This window comes from Algoriphagus terrigena DSM 22685, from assembly GCF_000429445.1.
GTDB classification, from domain to species: Bacteria; Bacteroidota; Bacteroidia; order Cytophagales; family Cyclobacteriaceae; genus Algoriphagus; species Algoriphagus terrigena.
This window is the reverse complement of record NZ_AUBW01000020.1, coordinates 56,634-77,157: the sequence shown is the minus strand read 5'-3', so window position 1 is coordinate 77,157 and position 20,524 is coordinate 56,634. Positions and strand designations below refer to the sequence as shown.

Below are 20,524 nucleotides of genomic sequence, written 5' to 3'. Positions count from 1 at the left end.
GCGCCACTTCGGTTTTTTGGTGCGTTTGGAAAACCAAATCTCACTACTAGAGGGATTGCTGATAAACATGAATAGAATACCGTAAACCCAAGAACAATGACCCAAGACAAACCGTACCTGATGGCGCTCGACCAGGGGACGACCAGTTCAAGAGCGATTATTTTTGACAAAAAGGGCCAGATCGTCTCCGTCGCCCAAAAGGAATTCAAGCAATTTTTTCCAAATCAAGGCTGGGTCGAGCACGACGCCAATGAGATCTGGACCAGCCAATCCTCAGTCATGATCGAGTCCCTCGTCAACAAAGACATCCGGGCGGATCAGATCGCCGCCATCGGCATCACCAATCAGCGGGAGACGACCATTGTCTGGGACAGGAAGACCGGCAAACCAATCCACAAAGCGATCGTCTGGCAGGATCGGCGGACCGCGGCTTTTTGCAATGAGCTCAAAGAAAAAGGACTTTCTGAAAAAATTGCCTCCAAGACCGGGCTGATCATCGATGCGTATTTTTCTGCCACCAAAGTCCGATGGATCTTGGAGAATGTGAAAGGCGCGCGGGAGCGTGCAGAGGCCGGAGAATTGGCCTTTGGCACGGTAGACTCCTGGCTGATCTGGAAGCTGAGTACAGGAAGAGAACACCTGACCGACATCACCAACGCGAGCCGGACGATGCTTTTCAACATCCATTCTCAGGAATGGGATCAGGAGCTGTTGGATCTGTTCGAAATCCCAAAGTCCATGCTTCCCGAAGTCAAGTCCTGCAGCGAGATTTTCTGTGAGACTACGGGGGATGTTCTGAGCGTCAAAATCCCCATCGCCGGAGTTGCAGGCGATCAGCAGGCGGCGCTTTTTGGTCAGCTTTGCACGGAGCCTGGCATGGCAAAAACCACCTACGGCACGGGCTGTTTTCTCGTCATGAATACTGGCAAAGAGGCTGTGCGTTCTCAAAATCAACTTTTGACGACCGTAGCCTGGAAGATCGGCGATGAGATCAACTACGCGCTGGAAGGTTCGGTCTTCATCGGCGGAGCAGCTGTCCAGTGGCTTCGCGACGGACTGGAGCTTTTCAAAAAAGCATCCGAAACAGAAAAGTTGGCGGCCAGTCTGGAAGATAACGACCACGTGTATTTTGTCCCCGCACTATCAGGACTGGGCGCGCCACACTGGGATCAGGATGCAAGAGGGGCATTTTTTGGAATTACCCGGGGAACTACGATTGCCCACATGACCCGGGCTGCCTTGGAAGCCATCGCCTACCAAGTCTACGACGTGCTCAAGGCCATGGAAAAAGACAGCGGAAAACCCACTCAGGAGCTTCGGGTGGACGGCGGGGCGACTGCCAACAATTTCCTGATGCAATTCCAAGCGGACCTACTTGACTGTGAAATCAAGCGGCCAAAGATCATCGAAACCACAGCGATCGGTGCAGCATTCTTGGCTGGATTGGCAGTTGGATTTTGGAAAAACCGGGAAGAGCTTCAGGAGCTTTGGACCGCCGACCGGAGTTTCCAGCCTGAAATGCCGGACGAGAAACGGGAAAAACTGATCCACTTCTGGCACAAAGCAGTGGAACGTTCCAAAAACTGGATCGAATAATCAAGGGCAAAAATTTCAAAAGCAGCATCAAGCTGCCTCAAAACCCCACAGACACAAAAAAACAGGATGAATCCATATATCGCAGAATTTATCGGGACAGGAGTCCTCATTTTATTGGGATCCGGCGTGGTCGCAAACGTCGTTTTGCCCCAAACCAAGGGAAATGGCGGTGGACTCATCGCAATCACGACGGCCTGGGCGCTGGCAGTATTTTGCGGTGTCGTAATCGCCGGGCCATCCAGCGGCGCACATCTCAATCCGGCCGTGACGGTCGGTCTCGGGATCGCCGGGAAGTTTGATTGGGCTTTGGCTCCTGGGTATATCTTGGCTCAGATCGGAGGAGCGATGTTGGGTTCTTTTTTGGCTTGGCTCATGTACCGCGACCACTTCGATCTTGAAAAAGATCCCGGCTTAAAACGCGCTCCGTTTTGCACAGATCCTGCCATTCGCAATTTCAACACCAGCGTGACCTCCGAAATCTTAGGAACTTTTGTCTTGATTTTTGTGATCCTGTACATCTCCGGAGCCAAGATGGAAGACGCCTCCGGAACTCCAATCGGCTTGGGTTCTGTGGGCGCGGTACCGGTCGCTTTTTTGGTTTGGGTGATTGGACTCGCCTTGGGAGGGACTACTGGCTATGCGATCAATCCTGCACGGGATCTCGGCCCGAGGATTATGCATCAGATTTTGCCAATCAAAGGAAAAGGAAGTTCGGACTGGGGATATGCCTGGGTACCGATTGTTGGCCCGATCATCGGGTGTGCACTGGCGGCCGGATTGTACCTGGTAGTGGGAAGCTAGAAAATGTTTTTTTGGCGATCGTAATCCCCAAAAAATACGTCTTTTTGGGGATCAGGACTTGTCCCCCTTGGTTCTTAGATTTTCAATTTCTTCAAATTAAAAAGCCTGGATCTTCCAATCCGGGCTTTCTTGATTCTTAGCTTCGATTCTAGACTCTAGGTTCTTGACTCTCGATTCTTGACTCTCAGGAAAACATCTCCTCTATCAACTCGGTATAAAACTCCTTGACCTCCATCCCGGTTGCTCTCACTTGCTGGGAAATCAGGCTGGTTTCGGTCTGTCCCGGTACGGTGTTGATCTCGATGAAATAGAATTTTCCGGTCTCGTGTTGGAGGAAATAATCCACCCTAACGGCTCCTTTGCAGTTGAGTTTTTCATAGACTTTGGCCACAATCTGACCGACGCATGCCCCTTCTTCGGCACTCATCCTACCGGGCGTGATCTCCTCCGCCACTCCGGGGACATACTTCGCTTCGTAGTCAAAAAACTCCTTGCTGCTCACGATTTCAGTGGCTGGCAAGACGGTGATCTTGCCTTTTCCCTTGAACACTCCTATCGAAAACTCCCGCCCGGATACAAACTCCTCCACGAGCACTTGCTTGTCTTCGGCAAAGGCCTTTTCCAAGGCCTCCGGTAGTTCTTCCCAAGTTTTTACCTTGCTCATGCCGATGGAGCTTCCTCCGTTGTTGGGTTTGATAAAGAGAGGCAGCGCAAGTTCGGCTTGTATTCTCTGGACGTTTTCACGGCTTTTTTCAAAAAGCTGAACAGATTGAGCTACGTTCAGTTCGGGAATATCCTGCACGATTGCCTTGGTGTATCCTTTATTCATCGTGATCGCCGAAGTCAGCTGATCGCAGGTGGTGTAGGGAATCCCGAGCATATCAAAGTAGCCGGCAAGCTTACCGTCTTCGCCCGGCGAACCGTGAAGAATATTGAATACGCCGTCAAAAGTGATCTTTTCATCACCTAAGCTGATACTAAAGTCGTTTAGATTCACCGGGATTTTCTCCCCGCCGGAATTCAAATAATGCCAATCTCCTGGGTAAACAAAGATCTTATACACCTCGTATTTCTCCCGATCGATCGTCTTTTCGACTACGGCGGCGCTTTTCAGCGAGATGACTGATTCACCGGTAAAACCACCGGTCACGAGGGCAATTGTCTTCTTCATGGCACGAAAAATTTGTACTGCGAAATAGGCTATTTTCTCTTAACCCTCCAAGGTTTTTCCCAAAACGGCCACCTAAATCCCTCCACAGGTTTTCGGGAGGTTTCCTATATTCGTCCCCTGAAATTCACCTGTTCAACCCAAATAAGATTGTTATGATTAAAAGTTGGAAACTTCTGTGCCTTGCCCTGATTTGCTCGGTGGGCGCGTCAATTATCTCGCAGGCGCAAGGTCTGAAAAAAGTAACCATGGAGGACGTTTTCAAAAAGGGAACCTTCGACCAAAAAACAGTTTCGGGGATCAACTGGATGAAAGACGGGCAGTTTTACAGCTCTCAGATTGTTCGAAATGGAGCTCCTGTCGTGGTAAAAATCAACGTCGCAACCGGTGAGGAATCCGGCGTTTTGCTGGACGGGCGGGCGTTGGGAGTCAATTTCTCTTCCTATTCCTTCAATGCTGATGAATCCAAAGCTTTGATCGCTACAGATGTGGAAGCTATCTATAGACGTTCGTCTAAAGGGATTTTTTACGTAGTCGACATGGCCTCCGGCGAAAAGCAGCAACTGATGAACGGAGAGAAAATCTCCTATGCAACCCTCTCTCCTGACAACAACAAGGTTGCTTTTGTGAAAGAAAACAACCTATACATGGTGGATCTGATCAGCGACAAGCTCACGCAAATCACAACCGACGGGGAGTGGAACAAGGTCATCAACGGATCAGCGGACTGGGTGTACGAAGAGGAGTTTTCGATGGCCCAAGCTTTCAAATGGTCAACGGATGGAAAGAAAATTGCCTTTATCCGCTTTGACGAAAGCCAGGTTCCGGAGTACAACATGCAGCTCTGGGGATCCCTGTATCCAAAGGATTACAAATTCAAATACCCAAAAGCCGGGGAGAAGAACTCCACAGTCAGCATCCATGTGTATGATTTGGCCTCCGGCAAAACTCAAAAAGTGGATGCAGGAACAGAAACGGACATCTACCTTCCGAGAATCTATTGGACGAAAGAAGCCAACACACTTGCTTTTATCCGGCTAAACCGCCTCCAAAACCAGCTTGATCTTTTCCATGCGGATGCAAGTACTGGAGCGAGCAAACTGATCATCTCCGAGACGTCCAAAACCTACGTGGATCTCGAATACAACGACGATCTCCAATACTTGAGCGATGGCAAAACATTCATCCGGACTTCAGAGCAAGATGGCTTCAAACACATCTACCACCACAATCTTGACGGGACGCTAATCCGGCAGATCACGGCTGGAAATTGGGAAGTGTCTGCGATGGTTGGGGTGGATGAAAAAGCCAAGAAAATCTACTACCTCTCTACCGAAGCTTCTCCGCTGGAGCGCAACTTCTACGTGATCAATCTGGACGGAAAAGGCAAAAAAGTCCTCTCTCCGGACAAGGGAACCCATTCTGTCAACATGAGCTCAGACCGGAAATTCTACATTGACTACTACTCGACCGCCGATACTCCGGTGACGGTCAGTCTCCATGACGCGTCCGGCAAAGAAATCAAAGTGCTCGAAGACAACATAGTTTTGCGGGATCGAGTGGCTGGTCTGGCTCTTGGAAAAAAGGAGTTTTTCAGCTTCCCAACCGTCGACGGCACGTCTCTATATGGCTATATTCTAAAGCCTGCAGACTTTGACCCCAACAAAAAGTATCCGCTGCTGATGTATGTGTATGGCGGTCCAGGTTCCCAAAACGTGCTGAACGGCTGGGGAGGCCTGCGTGATTTTTGGCACCAGCAACTCGCTGCCGAAGGGTACATCATTGCCTGCATCGACAACCGCGGCACCGGCGGCAGAGGTCGTGACTTTAAGCACTCGACCTACGCCAACCTCGGTAAATTGGAAACAATCGATCAGATCGAGGGAGCGAAGCATTTCGCCAAGATGCCGTTCGTAGATGCCGCCAGAATCGGAATCTGGGGCTGGTCCTATGGCGGATACATGTCTTCGCTTGCGCTGATGATCGGCAATGACGTATTCAAGACAGCCATCGCTGTCGCTCCGGTGACGACCTGGAGATATTATGACACAATCTACACCGAGCGCTATTTGCAGACTCCTCAACTCAACGCCGCTGGATATGACAACAACAGCCCGATCAACCACGTCAACCAGCTGAGAGGCAACTTCCTCCTCATTCACGGCACCGGCGATGACAACGTCCACTTCCAAAATTCCGTGGACTTGGTCAATGCCCTGATCACAGCCGATAAGCAGTTTGAGACCTTCTACTATCCCAACAAAAATCACGGGATCTATGGAGGCAATACCACTTGGCATCTCTATACTCAGATGACCGATTTTCTGAAAGAAAAACTGTAATCGCCCGTATTTAACTCTAAAAAGCCGCAGAGATTAACTTTGCGGTTTTTTTTCGTTTTCAGTAAGTATTTAGAATTTCCCCAAACAAACGCTGTAGCGTCCACACATCCTCTTCCGCCCATAGACACAACAACCAATGATTTTTCAACCGATCTACGAACCGTCGTCTATTTCTTTCCAAGAATCGCTTTGACGGCTAGTCCGAATTGGCGAAGTGATTCCTTCAAAAATCCTTTGGATTCCTGGATCTTCGGATCCATTTCTTCCTTCTTTTCCTTGAATTCGCGGGCAAGCATTTCCTTGCCTTTGCGCAGCTCCTCTTCCAGGCTGGTCTTGTTCTCTTTCAGATCCTTGATCCTCTGCTCGATCTCCTCTTTTACCTCGCTGCCTGCCTCGGCTCCTTTTTTGACTAACTCCTCGATTTTACCTCCTATTTCCTGGAGAACTTCCTCGATGTCTTCGGTGGTGGATTTCTTCTTAGTCATAGCCAAAAGCGATCTGTTTAGGAAATCAAGTTAGGAGAAAAACCTGAAAACCAGTATTCTCCCCAAAAAAATCAACTCTCTACCGACTCGCCCGACTGCGTCTGTTTTTCAAAAAGATCCGCATACACGCCCCGCTGATTCATCAAAGAGTCGTGATCACCGCGCTCGATGATCTTACCATCAGCAAGGACGATAATTTGGTCAGCCAGCTTTGCGGAAGAAACCCGATGGGAAATGATCACAGAGGTTCGGTTTTCCATGATTCGCTTCAGCGCGGTCAGGATGGAATTCTCCGTTTTGGTATCGACTGCAGACAGGCAGTCATCCAAAATCAGGATTTTTGGCTCCTTTGCAATCGCCCGCGCAATCGAAACCCGCTGTTTTTGCCCGCCGGACAGCGTAATGCCCCGCTCTCCCAGCATGGTTTCAAAGCCCTTCGGAAAATCGACGATATTTTGGTACACATCGGCATCCTTGGCTGCGCGCTCGATCACTGTCTGATCGGCATGATCCAGACCAAAAGCGATGTTGTTGGAAATCGTATCAGAAAAAAGAAACACATCCTGCGGCACAAACCCAATTTGCCTTCTCAAGCTCGAAATATTGTACCGCCGGATATCCAGTCCGTCGATCAGAATCTGTCCTGAGCTAGGGTCATACATCCGCATCAGTAAGTTGGCGATGGTTGATTTTCCAGATCCGGTGGTCCCGATAATGCCGAGTGTTTGTCCGGCCTTGATTTCAAAAGAAACCTGATCCAGCGCCTTGATCCCCGAGTCAGGATACACGAAAGTCAGATCCTTCACCTGAATTGCTCCCTTGATATCGGCTTCTAGATTTTCGGTGGTCACCAGATCGTTCTGGATATCCATGAACTCATTGATCCTGGTTTGCGAGGCGGCTGCCCGCTGGACGATACTGGTCACCCAGCCGAGCGAAGTCACCGGCCAAGTGAGGATGTTGACATACAGGATAAACTCCGCGATCACCCCATAGCCGATCTCCCCCTCGATCACCATGATCCCGCCGACATAGACAGTGATGATCGTAGAGATACCCACCAACGTCATGATCAAAGGAAAAAACAAGGCATTCACCTTCGTGAGCTCAATGGATTTGTCCTTGTATACTTCACTTGCAATCGCAAATTCTCTTGCGGAATCTTCCTCCCTCACGAAGGCCTTCAAAACCCGGATGCCCGAAAATGCCTCCTGTACAAACGTGCTCAGCTCAGACAGACTTCGCTGTATTTTCTCAGAGCGTTCGTTAATCAGATTGTTGACAAAATAGATGCTCACAGAGAGGATAGGTAAGGGCAGGAGCGACCATAGGGTTAGTTCCGGATTGACCGAGATCATGTAGAAAATCACCAGCGGAAATAATAGTAACAAGTTAAGCCCGTACATAATAGCCGGTCCAAGATACATCCTCACACGGCTCACGTCTTCGGTGATCCTAGCCATGAGATCACCGGTGCTATTCTTCCTGTAAAAGCTCAGCGGGAGGTTTTCATAGTGCTCAAAAATCTCATTCTTCATGTCGTATTCGACTTTTCGGGACATGATGATGATGGTCTGACGGATCAGGAAGAGGAAAAAGCCTCTCAGCAACGCCATCACCAAGATCAAAATCCCGAAAATGAAGACATATTCTAAAAAAGTTTCGCGGGCGAAATCCCCCATCCCTCCCTGCATCAAAGGGCGGTAAAGAGCAAAACTCGCCACCACATAATCTATCGCAATTCTTACCAGTTGCGCCGGGATAATTACGAAGATGTTAGAGATCGCAGTAAATACTATCCCCAACAACAACAAGCCCTTGTATTTGTACAGATACTTATTAACTCTCCAAAGCGACTTCACGAAATAAAAACTATTTATTTGAATATAAAGTTATAGAAACTACTGAAGCGATTCCTTTGTTGGCTGATAAAAGTATTTAATTTTGTATCAGCCTTTTTCCGAAGGCAACAACCCAAATATAACGTATTCTAAAAAGCTAAGTTCACATGTTAGAGATTAATGCAACCGAAACAGTGCGGGAAGGCTCCATTTTTGGGCAGATCAGCACCATGGATCACGAGCAACTCGTGGTATGTCATGACCAAGCCACTGGCTTAAAAGCCCTCATTGGCATTCATAATACCGTACTTGGCCCAGCTTTGGGTGGCACGCGCATGTGGCCTTACGCTTCTGAAGAGGAGGCTATTACCGACGTGTTGCGACTTTCACGCGGTATGACTTTCAAAAATGCACTGGCCGGACTCAATCTTGGCGGCGGCAAGGCAGTCATCATCGGCGATCCCAAACTTAAGAATGAAGCATTTCTGAGAAGATTCGGGCGGTTTGTGGAGAGTCTCGGGGGACGATACGTCACCGCAGAGGACGTCAACATGAAGACATCCGACATGGAATACATCTCCAGAGAAACACGACACGTGACAGGCCTCCCGCAAATCAAAGGCGGGGCAGGAGATCCCTCTCCCGTCACAGCATTTGGCGTGTATATGGGTATCAAAGCTGCTGCTAAAAAGGCCTTCGGTTCGGATTCACTCAACGGAAAAAGAATAGGCGTCCAAGGAGTCGGACAAGTTGGTAAATACCTGATCGACTACCTGGTCAAAGAAGGAGCTGAGATCCTGATCACAGACATCTTCGAAGACAAACTGCGGGAAGTCGCGAAAGCAACAGGAGCAACCGTGGTCGACCCAAGCGTCATCTACGATCTTCCGATGGATATCTACGCTCCTTGCGCCCTTGGCGCGACGATCAACGATCAGACCATCGACCGCTTGAAATGTGCAGTCGTAGCCGGCGGGGCAAATAACCAGCTGAAAGATGAAGCCAAGCACGGAAAAATCCTCATGGACAGAGGCATCGTCTATGCGCCGGATTTTCTGATCAACGCCGGCGGAGTGATCAATGTGGGCGCGGAATATTACGGAGATTATCAAAAGGAAACCGTTTTTGCGCAGACAGAGAAGATCTACGACACCTGTCTGACCATCTTGGAAAAATCCGAAAAAGAAAACATTCCTGCTCAGCAGGCCGCTATCGCAGTGGCGAAAGCACGGATTGAAGCGATCGGAAGGCTGAAGCTTCCTTTCTAAAGAACACGTCTTCCATCCTCAAAACCACCGGAAACAGTCTTTCGGTGGTTTTTTTGTCTTGGAGCAAATGGCTATACCCCATCCAAATTCCCTATATTTACGGCTCTTTTACAACCTATATGCTAAACAGAAGAATCCTCAGAGTCAAGGCATTTCAGAATCTCTATGCTTTTGAACAATGCAAAGGATCTAATCTTAATATTGCCAGAGACTTCATCCGGGAGTCTTTTTTGCCAGATCTCAACAGCATGGAAGTACAGGACAAACCTGCACTCACCCGGGATGCGGAGGAGGCTGTAAAGCTTTTCGACCAAAACCTGGAAAATGAGAGCCTGCTGAAATCGTCTGAAGCAAAGACAAAGATCAAACAGGTGGTACTTCAGGCGCTTAAGCAAGTCCGCGCTGCGAATGAAAAGGACCACGACTTCATGTTGCGAAATATGGTCGCTTCTGCCGAGCGGATTCCACAGCTCTACCTGCTGGCAATCGAACTGCTCCAGGCATTTGCAAAGCATGTCGAAAAGGACATTGAAAAAAAGAAAAGACTCGCCGGAGACAACCCGGTGGCTTTCAGCAACGAGCTAAATCTGGCAAATAACCAGGTACTCAGAAATATCCGGGAGTCCCAGCCTTATCGGGCCGCCATTGCTAGAAACAATGTCAATCTGGACGATATCGAGCTGGAGATCAAAGAGTGGTTTCGGGATTACATCAAGACTTCTGAGACCTATCAGGAATATGTCAACCTGGCTGAGCCGACGATAGAGCAGGATTTTGAGGCGGTCGATGATCTTCTGAAAAAAGTGATCTTCAAAAACGACGTCATCCTCACGTACTTTTCAGAAAAAGATCTGAACTGGACCGAGAATAAAGCAGTCGTCAGAAGCCTCGCCTCTAAGGTGTTGAAAAACGCTGTCGGATCGGAAGAATCAGAGGGAGATCAAATGCCTGAGATCGCTATCAACTGGGAGGAGGATAAGGAGTTTTTTCAAAATATCTTTAACTTCACCATCGAAAATGACGCATTGAGCAGGTCTCTGATCGCCCAAAAAACCAAAAACTGGGACATTGATCGATTGGCCTATACGGATAAAATTATCATTTCGATGGCCATTGCAGAGATGAAACATTTCCCCAGCATACCGGTGAAAGTGAGCATCAATGAGTACATTGATATCTCTAAAACCTACAGTACTCCGAAAAGCAAACAGTTTGTGAACGGATTGTTGGACGTTTTGGCAAAAGAACTAACCGAAAGCGGCCAAATTCGTAAGAGTGGTCGAGGACTTCTGGACAACAAATAAGAAAACTATGAGCAAGAGCACAAATACTCTATTTGCATTTGCCCTCGGTGCCGGAGTAGGCGCCGCACTGGGCATTCTGTTTGCTCCTGACACCGGGGCAAATACGCGCGACAAACTTTCTTTCAAGCTTTCCAAGTATAAGAAGGAGTTGGAAGAACTCATCGATGAGCTGGTAGAAGGCAAAGAACTTCACCTCAATGAGGCAAAAACCGAAGGAAAACGCGTGATTTCCGAAGCGAAAAACAAAGCAGAAAACCTGCTGAATGATGTCAATAAATTAATCGATCAAATTAACCAAGGTAATAACTAATATGAAAATCAAATTGCTAAGCGCATTCGCACTGGCGTTGGTTTTGGCTAGCTCCTGCACGCAGAAAGACGACAACGCAGCTAAAATTCAGGCTCTAGAGGACAAAATCGCGCAACTGGAATCCAGCAATACTGCTGTGACTCCTGTCAACGCCCAATCTGCAACTCCGGCTGATCCAAGTTCACTCGGCGGGTTCGAATTTGCCGAAATGGAGTACGATTTCGGAACGATCAATGAAGGTCAAGTCGTGGAGCACGTGTTCAATTTCACCAACAACGGCCAATCGCCACTGGTGATCTCCAACATTACTGCTTCTTGCGGCTGTACCAGCCCAGAGTGGACCAAGACTCCAGTCAATCCAGGGGAAAAAGGAATGGTAAAAGTGGTCTTCAACTCTACTGCAAAATCCGGCGCCCAGGCTCCGACAGTGACTATTCAGGCAAACACCAACCCAACCGTGACCCGATTGAGAATGAAGGGCTCAGTAACTCCTAAATTAGCCGGCGCTGCAGCTCCTGCTGGTCCTTTGAAAAAATAATCATGATCAATACCGTATTAGCACAGGCCGCAGTTGGTGGCGGAGGGATCCTTGGACAGGTTTTTCTATTCGGATCCATCATCTTGATCATGTATTTCTTCATGATCAGACCGCAGCAGAAAAAACAAAAGGAAACCAAAAAATTCATTGAGGAAATCAAAAAAGGAGAGGATGTCGTGACCATCGGCGGCCTTCACGGAAAAGTCTACAGCGTAGACGGAGACACTGTCCAGCTCGAGCTGGATCGTGGGTTCAAAGTGACCGTCGAGAAATCCGCTATCTCCCTAGACTTCTCCAAGAAATCTAACCCATCCAAATAAATTGAGCTTTGCCGGAACCTAAAAAATCCTCCGGAAGGATTTCTTCCAAAAAACTCTCAAATCTAAAAGTGGTAGTCCTCTGCATCGCGGCGGCTACCACTTTTTGGATTTTAAATGCCCTCAACAAGGACAACTACACCACTATTGTAGACTACCCAATCCAATGGGATTACGACAAGGCCGAATACATGGCGGTGCAGCCACTTCCACAAAGCGTACCGATCCAGATTTCCGGTAATGGATGGGATCTGCTTCGCAAATACTTCAAGCTCAACGAGCCCCCCTTTGTCATTAACCTCGTCGAGCCATCGTCAAAAAGTTTCATCCTCACTTCGGATCTGAAGCGGCCTTTGGGCGACTTTATCACCCCGACCACGCTGATCGGGATGCTGAAGGATTCGATCCCCTACCACATCGATCAGATCGAGACCAGAAAACTGGATCCAGTCTTGGACTCAACCAGCTTCACCCTCGCAAAGAATGTGGAGATCGAAGGAGAAATCACTTTCAGTCCAAGCCAAGTGACGCTGATCGGCCCGTCTTCCTTGCTCGACAGCTTCGGCGGCAAGTTCACGGTTTCGCTGGATGAAGCCCGGATCAGTGAAAACTTCAACAAATCCGTCCCCCTTCAAATCCAAGAGGAACTCGCCGACATCCTCACTCTTCAGGACGAGAACATCGAGGTGAATTTTGCGGTGATCCAGTTTCTGGAGGGAAACAAACGCCTAAAGGTGAGAAAGGTCAATTTTCCAAAATCTGTCACGCTGGAAAACGAAGACCTGACTCCGATGGCCACCTACCTGGTAGATGGAAGTAAGGTGACCGAATTGAAAGACATGGAATTCGAGGCGGTCTTGGACTATGGGAAAAGAAACCGGGAAGACAGCACCATCACCATCGTGGTGAAGCCCAACCCCAGCTACATCAAAGAAATCAAGGTCGATCCTGCTTTTGTCAAGTTGAAATATGAGTAGTCGCAGGCCACTTTGGATAGGAATCACCGGGGGAATCGGCTCAGGAAAATCCACGGTCTGCAGAATATTCCAACTATTGGGAATTCCGGTCTATGGCTCAGACGATCGGGCCAAATGGCTCATGGCCCACGATCCAACGCTAAAATCCGGAATCTGCTCAGCTTTTGGCGACGAGAGCTATTTGGCTGACGGCGCTGTCAACCGAGCTTATTTGGCTGAGAAAGTTTTTTCCGATCCTGAGAAAGTAAAGCAAATCAATGCGCTGGTTCATCCCGCCGTGGGCAGGGACTTCAAGACATGGGCTGAAAATCAAGATAGCCCCTACCTGCTCAAAGAAGCTGCTTTACTTTTCGAAACCGGTGCAAACAAAGAGCTGGACAAAGTAATCAATGTCAGCTCTCCGCTGAAGATCCGCGTCGCCCGCACGCTCATGCGTGATCCCCACCGCGACGAAGCGCAGATCAACCATATCATCGACCAGCAGATGCCTGATGAGGAGAAGAACGAATTGGCAGATTTTGTAGTCAAAAACACGGATACAAAACTGCTAATCCCCCAAGTACTGGCTATCCACAAGACGCTCTCTGAAGACATCATCTAATTTATTCCTCTTTTAAAAAGGGCGGTATCTCGTAAGCGGTTACCAATTCCTAACATTATTTTTATCAGTTACTCTTTCCCTTATGAAGGTTTACGACAACAAAGACTGGTTACAATTTCTTTTTTTAGTCACCAAATCAGACACTCTGAATAAGCTGGCGCCTTTGATTTTGCTGCTTATCGCTTACTCAGTTGGAATAGTCTATTTAGAGATCAATTATTTAGAAGTTTCGGCTGACAGTTGGATAAGGAATCTGCCCCAAATGCACAGTCTGCTCAGTTTCGTCATATCGATGCTGCTCGTATTCCGTACCAACACCGCCTACGACCGCTGGTGGGAAGGGAGAAAACTCTGGGGCCAACTCGTCAACAACAGCCGAAACTTAGCAATCAAGATCGCCGGTATGACTGATCCTTCAGAAGAGGAAGTGAGAACATTTTTCCGTCGGGCCATTCCGATTTATGCCTTTTGCCTGAAAGACCATCTCCAGTCCAAGCAGACTGAATACAGCCTCCACGACGGAGAGATCGAGGGGCTCCCAGCCAAAGTCGACGCGGAAAAGCATGTTCCGAATCAGGTTGCCAAAGGCCTGTTTGCCAAGATCAATCTGCTCTACAAAGGAGGAAAAATCACCGGCGACCAACTGATTGTCTTGAATGGGGAAATATCCGCACTCACGGATATTTGTGGTGCTTGCGAGCGGATCAAAAACACCCCGATCCCTTACAGCTACAGCTCGTTTATCAAAAAATTCATCATGCTCTACACGCTCTCGCTTCCGATCGGCTACGCTTATCTTCTTGGATATTTCGCAGCGCCGATTGTTGCGTTTGTCTTCTATGTATTGGCCAGTTTGGAGCTTATTGCCGAGGAGATTGAAGAACCTTTTGGAAGCGATGAAAATGATCTTCCGATGGGGAAAATGTCGGAAAATATCCAGCGGCATGTCGGCGAGATTTTGGGCTAAACTCTGATACCCGGCCAACCCACAAAAAAAAAGGAATCCCAAACGAGATTCCTTTTCCACTTCAATAAACCCTAAATACTATTTTATTATCTGTCGATCGAGCCGAGCACTTTTTTCATAAAGGCATTTCCGGCATCTTTTTCAGTCATTCCACCGGCGATCATCTCATGCACTTCCAGCGCTCCGCAGAGATTGGAGATCAGTTCTCCGATCACATCGATCTCCGGCTCCTTCAGCGAAGGGGCCTCTGAGATGTTTTCCAACACTGCCAAAGCCGTCTCGATCTGCTCTGGAGTGCAGGTCTTCTGAATGGTCTTAATTACCGGCAACTTCATGAATCAGCGCTTTGAGTTGATCTTCTTTGTTGGTCTGTATCTGATTGAGCAAAGACCCACCTTTGAAGGCAGCGAAAGTCGGCAGGTTGTTTACCTGAGCCAATTTTCTGGAATTGGGAAATTTCTCAGCATCCACCAGCACAAAGACCGCATTGGCATTTTCGCCAGCCAGTCTTTTGAACTTGGGCTTCATGATTCGGCAGTTGCCACACCAGCCGGCAGAGTACTGCACGACTACATTGTCATGCTGAGCTACCAGCTCCTGCAGGGTATCTTCGGTCAGTTCGATCATGATTAATTATTGGATAGGTAGTTGGCGACTCCTTCGTTGGTAGCTTGCATCGCAGCTTTTCCTTCTTCCCAGTTGGCAGGACATACCTCGCCAAACTTCTCCACGTGAAGCTGCGCGTCTACGATTCTCAGGTATTCGTCGATGTTTCTTCCCAGTGGGAAATCATTGACAGACTCGTGACGGACGATTCCTTCTTTGTCAATCAGGAAGGTACCTCTGTAAGCGATAGGCGCTCCAGAGAAAGACCAAGTACGCGTCACTGCGTCAAAAGAATACTCGCCGCCCAATACACCGTAGTTCAAGGAGATGGTCTTAGCCACATCGGCCAAGATGGTATAGGTTACGCCTTCGATTCCGCCTTGATCCTTGGCAGTCATCAACCAAGCCAGGTGAGTCTCTTCAGTATCTGTAGAGCAGCCGATCACGACAGTGTCTCTTTTTTCGAACTCAGCGAGTTTGCTTTGGAAAGCATGGAGTTCGGTAGGGCAAACAAAAGTGAAGTCTTTCGGATAAAAGAACAGGATCACATTCTTTTGGCCGATGTACTGTGCCAAGCTGAAGTTTTCGACGATTTCTTCTCCGTTGATTACCGCTCCTACTGAAAATGCTGGAGCCTTTTTTCCGACTAATGCCATATTGCTGTTTTTTTGATGATTTGTTAGACAAATTTAACTCTTTAAATAAACTTTCTAACAAACAGGGTGTTTGATTGCCAAATCAAAAAAGAAGAAGGCCGCCAATCAAACTATTGCCCGATTGAAAACAGGCGAAACAAAAGCATCGATTCGAACAAATTTCTGATTGAAAAAACGCGGGAAACGGCGCACGTGCAGAAGAAAAAGTCTACTATTGAAATAATCTATTGAAGATTTACCGCCGCTATAGGAGTACACCTTTGAGGGGTTGAAAAAGAAAAAACCGTCCTGAATGTCTTCCGGACGGCTTGTAGTACTTCTAGATTGTGTCGATTCTAGATGGAATCAAATCCGAGATACTGATGGAGCACCTTTGGCATCTTGATGCCGTCGGGAGTCTGATTATTTTCCAGGATGGACGCCACGATTCGTGGTAAAGCCAAAGCGGAACCGTTGAGCGAATGCGCCAGCTGCGTCTTTTTGTCTTCGCCACGGAATCTCAGCTTCAGACGGTTCGTCTGGTACGTTTCAAAGTTGGACACAGAACTTACCTCCAGCCAGCGCTCCTGTGCGGCAGAATAGACTTCCATGTCGTAGGTCAGTGCTGAAGTGAAGCCCATGTCGCCTCCGCAGAGTCTGAGTACCCGGTAAGGGAGCTCCAACTTTTGCAAAAGTCCCTGCACATAGCTGCTCATGCTTTCGAGCGCCTCGTAGGATTTGTCAGGGTGCGTGATCTGGACGATCTCCACCTTGTCAAACTGGTGAAGTCTGTTCAGTCCTCTGACATGAGCTCCCCAGGAACCAGCCTCACGTCGGAAGCATGGCGTATAGCCGACGTTTTTGATCGGAAGATCTTCCTCAGAGACGATGACGTCCCGGTAGAGATTGGTGATCGGTACTTCGGCGGTAGGAATCAGGTAGAGATCATCGGCTGTAGAATGGTACATCTGTCCTTCCTTGTCAGGCAACTGACCCGTTCCATACCCGGATTCCTCATTGACCAAGATCGGCGGCTGAATCTCCGTGAATCCCATGGCCAACGCCTCATCCAAAAAGAAATTGATCAGCGCACGCTGTAGTCTTGCTCCTTTTCCTTTGTACACCGGAAAACCGGCGCCGGCGATTTTCACCCCCAGGTCAAAGTCAATGATGTCGTACTTCTTGATCAGATCCCAGTGCGGCAGCTTTCCCTCAAAAAGAGTCGGGATCGTCCCGTTTTCCAGCACAATCTCATTGTCCTCCGGAGTCTTCCCCTTCGGCACGGACTCGTGGGGTACATTGGGGATGGTATAAAGCAGGGCTTTGAGCTCGTCTTCTGTCTTGGAATACTGATCTTCCAGCAGTTTGATTTGGTCTTTGAGCTCACTGGTCCGCTCACGGATGGCGATCGCTTCCTGCGCTTTGCCTTCCTTCATCAGTTGGCCGATTTGCTTCGAAATGGTATTCGCCTCAGCCTGACACTGGTCGCGCTGGGTCTGTGTCGACTTTCTCTGGTCATCCAACGTGATCACCTCAAGGAGAAGATTCGCGGCATTGTGAATGTTGCGCTTTTGCAGACCGGCTAGCATACCGGCGTAATTTTCCCGGATTTGATTGACTAAAAGCATGAAGAAATCTTGATTTTGGTGTCCAAAGATAAGGACTTATCGGACATAGACTGTTTTGGTGACCGTAGAGAATGGTCCGTCGAGTTCTTTTCCATTCGTCAACAAAAGCTTCACATGCACCTGGTATTCTCCAACTGGCAGATTGGTCAGACGCACCGGCGCCATGTGGTCAATCTCATACAGATAGTCGTTGACTTTGATCTGGACTTTTAGCCCGTCCAGCTTCATATCTCCGCCCAAGACCAAAAAGTCGATGACGAGTTCTTCTCCCTGCGAAAGTGTCTGCGCGTTTCGGGGTAGATTCACAGCCAAATACGGCTCCCCGGAGTAAGGAAACGGTCTCGAGTCGCCCACGATAAAGTCCCTGTCAACATAATTCCCAAAACTTTTCAAGGCATGTCCTTCTTTGTCAACCAGAAAACCGACCACCCGGTAGGTTCCCTGCGTCAGTTCCCGTTGGAATATCGGCGAATAATAGCCCACTGGATCGCCGCCATTCAGGATCATGAAAAGCTTGGCGCTCTCACCAGCAACCTCTTCAAACGGGAAGTTCTTGCTGTTGAATTCAAAAGGCACTTTCCCGGGACGGAAAACCTGATTACCCAGGGGAGTATGCAATTCGAGGATTGCGTCCGGGTAAGCGGATGAATCTTCAAACTGATAAAAAGTAACCTTGGGAATCGTCGGATCCGCAGAAAGTGAATCCGAAAACTCATCCACCACTGCTTCATTTATTTTTCGCCTACCTTCCGAACAGCCGACTACGAGCACAGCACACAAAATTGGCAACAGGAGGATTTTCTTCATTTAGCAATCCAGATTGAGTTTAAAGATATTTATTTTTGAAGAATTATATTGGTACATCAAACTTAACAATAACTAAATGGACATCCTCTTTGATGAAATTCCAAGTTTGGATCTGGCTGACTTCACTTCCGGAACTCCCGAACAGAAAGCGGCTTTTGTGGAGAAGCTGGGAGAAGCCTACCAAAACATCGGTTTTGTAGCGATCAAAAACCACGGACTTTCCAAGGATCTTCAGGATCGTCTTTACAGTTCGATCAAGGCCTTTTTTTCCCTGCCGGATGACTTAAAAAAGAAATACGAAAAACCGGAAATCGGATACCAGCGTGGCTACACCGGCAAGGGAAAAGAGCATGCCAAAGGCCGAAATACCGGTGATCTGAAGGAATTTTTCCACGTAGGTCAGCCGCTGGAATTTATTCCCGACTCGGATACGGTGAAAGGCGAGTATCCCGAAAACGTCTGGCCCGCCGAAATTCAGGAGTTTCAGAAGGCCGCAGTCGAAGCCTATCACACCTTGGAAAATGCCGGCAAGGCAATGCTCCAGGCAATTGCCTTGAATCTGGACCTTCCGGAAGACTACTTTGAAGACAAAGTCGCCTACGGCAATTCCATCTTGCGTCAGATCCACTATTTCCCGATCGAAAATCCCGACGAAGTCCCCGCCGATGCTGTCCGCGCCGCTGAGCATGGCGATATCAACCTGATCACACTCCTGATGGGAGCAAGCGCTGATGGCCTGCAGGTGTTGAGAAGAGACGGCAAGTGGATCCCAATCACGGCCCTTCCCGATCAGCTGGTCGTGAATGTCGGCGATATGCTGGAGCGTCTCACTAACAAAAAACTGAAGTCGACGATCCACCGTGTGGTCAATCCGCCAAAGGAGATGATGCACACCAGCAGGTATTCTATCCCCTTTTTCATGCATCCGAGATCAGAGATGGATCTCACCTGTCTCGACAACTGCATCGACGAAAGCAATCCCAAACAGTTCACAGATGCCACAGCAGGAGAGTTTTTGGATGAAAGACTCCGCGAATTAGGTTTGAAGAAATAAGATGTCGGTCCGCAAAGTCCGATATTATGTATTTCTCAAAGATGTCCTGACGCTTTCCATCACCGCATTCGGTGGGCCGCAGGCATTTTTGGCAATGCTGCTGGAGCGGATGGTGAAAAACCGGGCCTACATCACAGAGGATGAACTCTGGGAGTTGAATGCTCTTTGCAATATCCTCCCAGGTCCATCGTCCACCCAGCTGATCTCCGCCATTGGATTTCGGGTGGGTGGACCAAACCTCGCCTATCTGGCACTTTTTGTATGGATTCTCCCCGCGACTCTGATCATGACGGCGACGGCTGTTTTGATTCAATTTTTGCAGGAAAATACGCCGGGAGCTCTTGGTTTTGCCCGGTTTATCCAGCCGATGGCGATTGGGTTTATCATTTTTGCTGCGCAAAAAACCATTACCAAGATGGTCAAAAGTACCGAAGCAATGATACTGATGCTCATATCGGCCTTTGTCTCATTCTTCTACAGCTCTCCTTACATCTTTCCGGTGATGCTGGTACTCGGCGGCTTGAGCACCTCGATCAAATACAAAAACCAGCCCAAGGCGGAGGAAGAAAAAGCGTTGGTAATCAAGTGGGCAAATTTCTACCTCTGGGGCGGAGTCCTGATCTTGGCTGCGGTCGCTGGTGCTATTACCAACTATCAGCCGATCCTCCTTTTTGAGAACTTCTATCGAAACGGCAGTTTGATATTTGGAGGTGGACAGGTACTCGTCCCCTACCTCTACACCGAGTTTGTCGACTTCAAGCACTTCCTGAGTTCTGAAGAGTTCCTGACCGGATACGCGATATCCCAGGGCATTCCGGGGCCGACTTTTTCCATTTCATCCTACATAGGCGCCCTTTCTATGAGAGAATTTGGATTGAGTGGATTCTTGATGGGCGGACTGATCGCGGCGGCGGGGATATTTCTCCCAGGCATTTTTCTGATATTCTTCGTGATCCGTTTTTGGGATCAGCTCAAGCTCTATCGGCCGGTGCGTGCGGCGCTCGAAGGCATCAATGCCGTATCCTGCGGGATGTTGATTGCGGCGGCATACCTCCTTTTTGAGCCCTTAGAAGCAAATGCGCTCCACATTGTGTTCATCTTGGGCACCTACTCGGTCTTACAGTTTTCCAAGATTTCCTCACCGGTGATTATCCTGGCGGGTATCGTTTTGGGCATCGCAGCCAATTACTTTTCGCTCTAATCATTGGGCCAAAAAACGAAAAGGAACAAGAATACCCAGAAAAGCGTTTTGTGTTCTAAATTCATTTCCTAAATTTCT

General features: G+C 48.5%; 21 protein-coding genes. 13 read left to right on the top strand and 8 right to left on the bottom strand.

The window, feature by feature from the left end; all coding sequences use genetic code 11:
• Positions 1–96: 96 nt before the first annotated feature.
• Positions 97–1,596 (top strand): glycerol kinase GlpK, encoded by a 1,500-nt coding sequence (gene glpK, locus G459_RS0117905; protein ID WP_026968871.1) that lies wholly within the window; start codon positions 97–99, stop codon positions 1,594–1,596.
• Between the two features lie 66 nt (positions 1,597–1,662).
• Positions 1,663–2,397: an MIP/aquaporin family protein gene (locus tag G459_RS0117900; RefSeq protein WP_026968870.1), complete on the top strand. Its 735-nt coding sequence runs from the start codon at positions 1,663–1,665 to the stop codon at positions 2,395–2,397.
• Between the two features lie 184 nt (positions 2,398–2,581).
• On the opposite strand, the gene G459_RS0117895 is transcribed toward G459_RS0117900, so the two are convergent.
• Positions 2,582–3,568: a D-alanine--D-alanine ligase gene (locus tag G459_RS0117895; protein WP_026968869.1), complete on the bottom strand. Its 987-nt coding sequence runs from the start codon at positions 3,566–3,568 to the stop codon at positions 2,582–2,584.
• Positions 3,569–3,720: 152 nt separating this feature from the next.
• Here G459_RS0117895 and G459_RS0117890 point away from each other — a divergent pair, with 152 nt between their 5' ends.
• Positions 3,721–5,907: a S9 family peptidase gene (locus tag G459_RS0117890; protein WP_026968868.1), complete on the top strand. Its 2,187-nt coding sequence runs from the start codon at positions 3,721–3,723 to the stop codon at positions 5,905–5,907.
• 167 nt (positions 5,908–6,074) lie between these two features.
• Here G459_RS0117890 and G459_RS0117885 read toward each other — a convergent pair whose 3' ends face one another.
• Positions 6,075–6,392: a hypothetical protein gene (locus G459_RS0117885; protein ID WP_026968867.1), complete on the bottom strand. Its 318-nt coding sequence runs from the start codon at positions 6,390–6,392 to the stop codon at positions 6,075–6,077.
• A 71-nt stretch (positions 6,393–6,463) separates the two neighbouring features.
• Entirely contained in the window at positions 6,464–8,254 is a 1,791-nt protein-coding gene (locus G459_RS0117880) for an ABC transporter ATP-binding protein (RefSeq protein WP_026968866.1), read from the bottom strand.
• 146 nt (positions 8,255–8,400) lie between these two features.
• Between G459_RS0117880 and G459_RS0117875 the strand changes: the two genes are divergently transcribed.
• The 8 genes from G459_RS0117875 to G459_RS0117840 all read left to right on the top strand — a co-directional run bounded on the left by G459_RS0117875 (position 8,401) and on the right by G459_RS0117840 (position 14,515).
• Entirely contained in the window at positions 8,401–9,501 is a 1,101-nt protein-coding gene (locus G459_RS0117875) for a Glu/Leu/Phe/Val dehydrogenase dimerization domain-containing protein (RefSeq protein ID WP_026968865.1), read from the top strand.
• A 119-nt stretch (positions 9,502–9,620) separates the two neighbouring features.
• Positions 9,621–10,805, top strand: coding sequence for a transcription antitermination factor NusB (nusB, locus tag G459_RS0117870; RefSeq protein ID WP_026968864.1), 1,185 nt, complete (start codon positions 9,621–9,623; stop codon positions 10,803–10,805).
• A 7-nt stretch (positions 10,806–10,812) separates the two neighbouring features.
• Positions 10,813–11,115: a YtxH domain-containing protein gene (locus G459_RS0117865; RefSeq protein ID WP_026968863.1), complete on the top strand. Its 303-nt coding sequence runs from the start codon at positions 10,813–10,815 to the stop codon at positions 11,113–11,115.
• Between the two features lies 1 nt (position 11,116).
• Positions 11,117–11,653: a DUF1573 domain-containing protein gene (locus G459_RS0117860; protein ID WP_026968862.1), complete on the top strand. Its 537-nt coding sequence runs from the start codon at positions 11,117–11,119 to the stop codon at positions 11,651–11,653.
• Between the two features lie 2 nt (positions 11,654–11,655).
• Positions 11,656–11,973: a preprotein translocase subunit YajC gene (gene yajC / locus G459_RS0117855; protein WP_026968861.1), complete on the top strand. Its 318-nt coding sequence runs from the start codon at positions 11,656–11,658 to the stop codon at positions 11,971–11,973.
• 8 nt (positions 11,974–11,981) lie between these two features.
• Positions 11,982–12,947 carry a YbbR-like domain-containing protein gene (locus tag G459_RS0117850; protein ID WP_026968860.1) on the top strand — a complete coding sequence of 322 codons (966 nt, stop codon included), beginning with the start codon at positions 11,982–11,984 and terminating at the stop codon, positions 12,945–12,947.
• The gene (gene coaE, locus G459_RS0117845) at positions 12,940–13,548 is read left to right on the top strand and encodes a dephospho-CoA kinase (RefSeq protein ID WP_026968859.1); all 609 of its coding nucleotides are present in this window, start codon (positions 12,940–12,942) and stop codon (positions 13,546–13,548) included. Before G459_RS0117850 ends, coaE begins: the two co-directional genes overlap by 8 nt.
• A gap of 82 nt (positions 13,549–13,630) precedes the next feature.
• Positions 13,631–14,515 (top strand): bestrophin family protein, encoded by an 885-nt coding sequence (locus G459_RS0117840; RefSeq protein ID WP_026968858.1) that lies wholly within the window; start codon positions 13,631–13,633, stop codon positions 14,513–14,515.
• Positions 14,516–14,601: 86 nt separating this feature from the next.
• Here the strand turns inward: G459_RS0117840 and G459_RS0117835 are convergent, their stop codons facing one another.
• The 5 genes from G459_RS0117835 to G459_RS0117810 form a co-directional block, all read right to left on the bottom strand.
• Positions 14,602–14,850, bottom strand: coding sequence for a DUF6952 family protein (locus G459_RS0117835; protein WP_026968857.1), 249 nt, complete (start codon positions 14,848–14,850; stop codon positions 14,602–14,604).
• Positions 14,831–15,142: a thioredoxin family protein gene (locus G459_RS0117830; protein WP_425393748.1), complete on the bottom strand. Its 312-nt coding sequence runs from the start codon at positions 15,140–15,142 to the stop codon at positions 14,831–14,833. The genes G459_RS0117835 and G459_RS0117830 overlap by 20 nt, the downstream gene beginning before the upstream one ends.
• A gap of 2 nt (positions 15,143–15,144) precedes the next feature.
• Positions 15,145–15,777, bottom strand: coding sequence for a peroxiredoxin (locus G459_RS0117825; protein ID WP_026968855.1), 633 nt, complete (start codon positions 15,775–15,777; stop codon positions 15,145–15,147).
• A 335-nt stretch (positions 15,778–16,112) separates the two neighbouring features.
• Complete coding sequence (gene serS, locus G459_RS0117815) at positions 16,113–17,384, bottom strand: serine--tRNA ligase (RefSeq protein WP_026968854.1); 1,272 nt, start codon at positions 17,382–17,384, stop codon at positions 16,113–16,115.
• A 36-nt stretch (positions 17,385–17,420) separates the two neighbouring features.
• Entirely contained in the window at positions 17,421–18,191 is a 771-nt protein-coding gene (locus G459_RS0117810; protein WP_026968853.1) for a hypothetical protein, read from the bottom strand.
• A 76-nt stretch (positions 18,192–18,267) separates the two neighbouring features.
• Between G459_RS0117810 and G459_RS0117805 the strand changes: the two genes are divergently transcribed.
• On the top strand, positions 18,268–19,245 hold the full coding sequence (locus G459_RS0117805) for an isopenicillin N synthase family dioxygenase (protein WP_026968852.1): 978 nt from the start codon (positions 18,268–18,270) through the stop codon (positions 19,243–19,245).
• 1 nt (position 19,246) lies between these two features.
• On the top strand, positions 19,247–20,446 hold the full coding sequence (gene chrA / locus G459_RS0117800; protein WP_026968851.1) for a chromate efflux transporter: 1,200 nt from the start codon (positions 19,247–19,249) through the stop codon (positions 20,444–20,446).
• Positions 20,447–20,524: the final 78 nt, after the last annotated feature.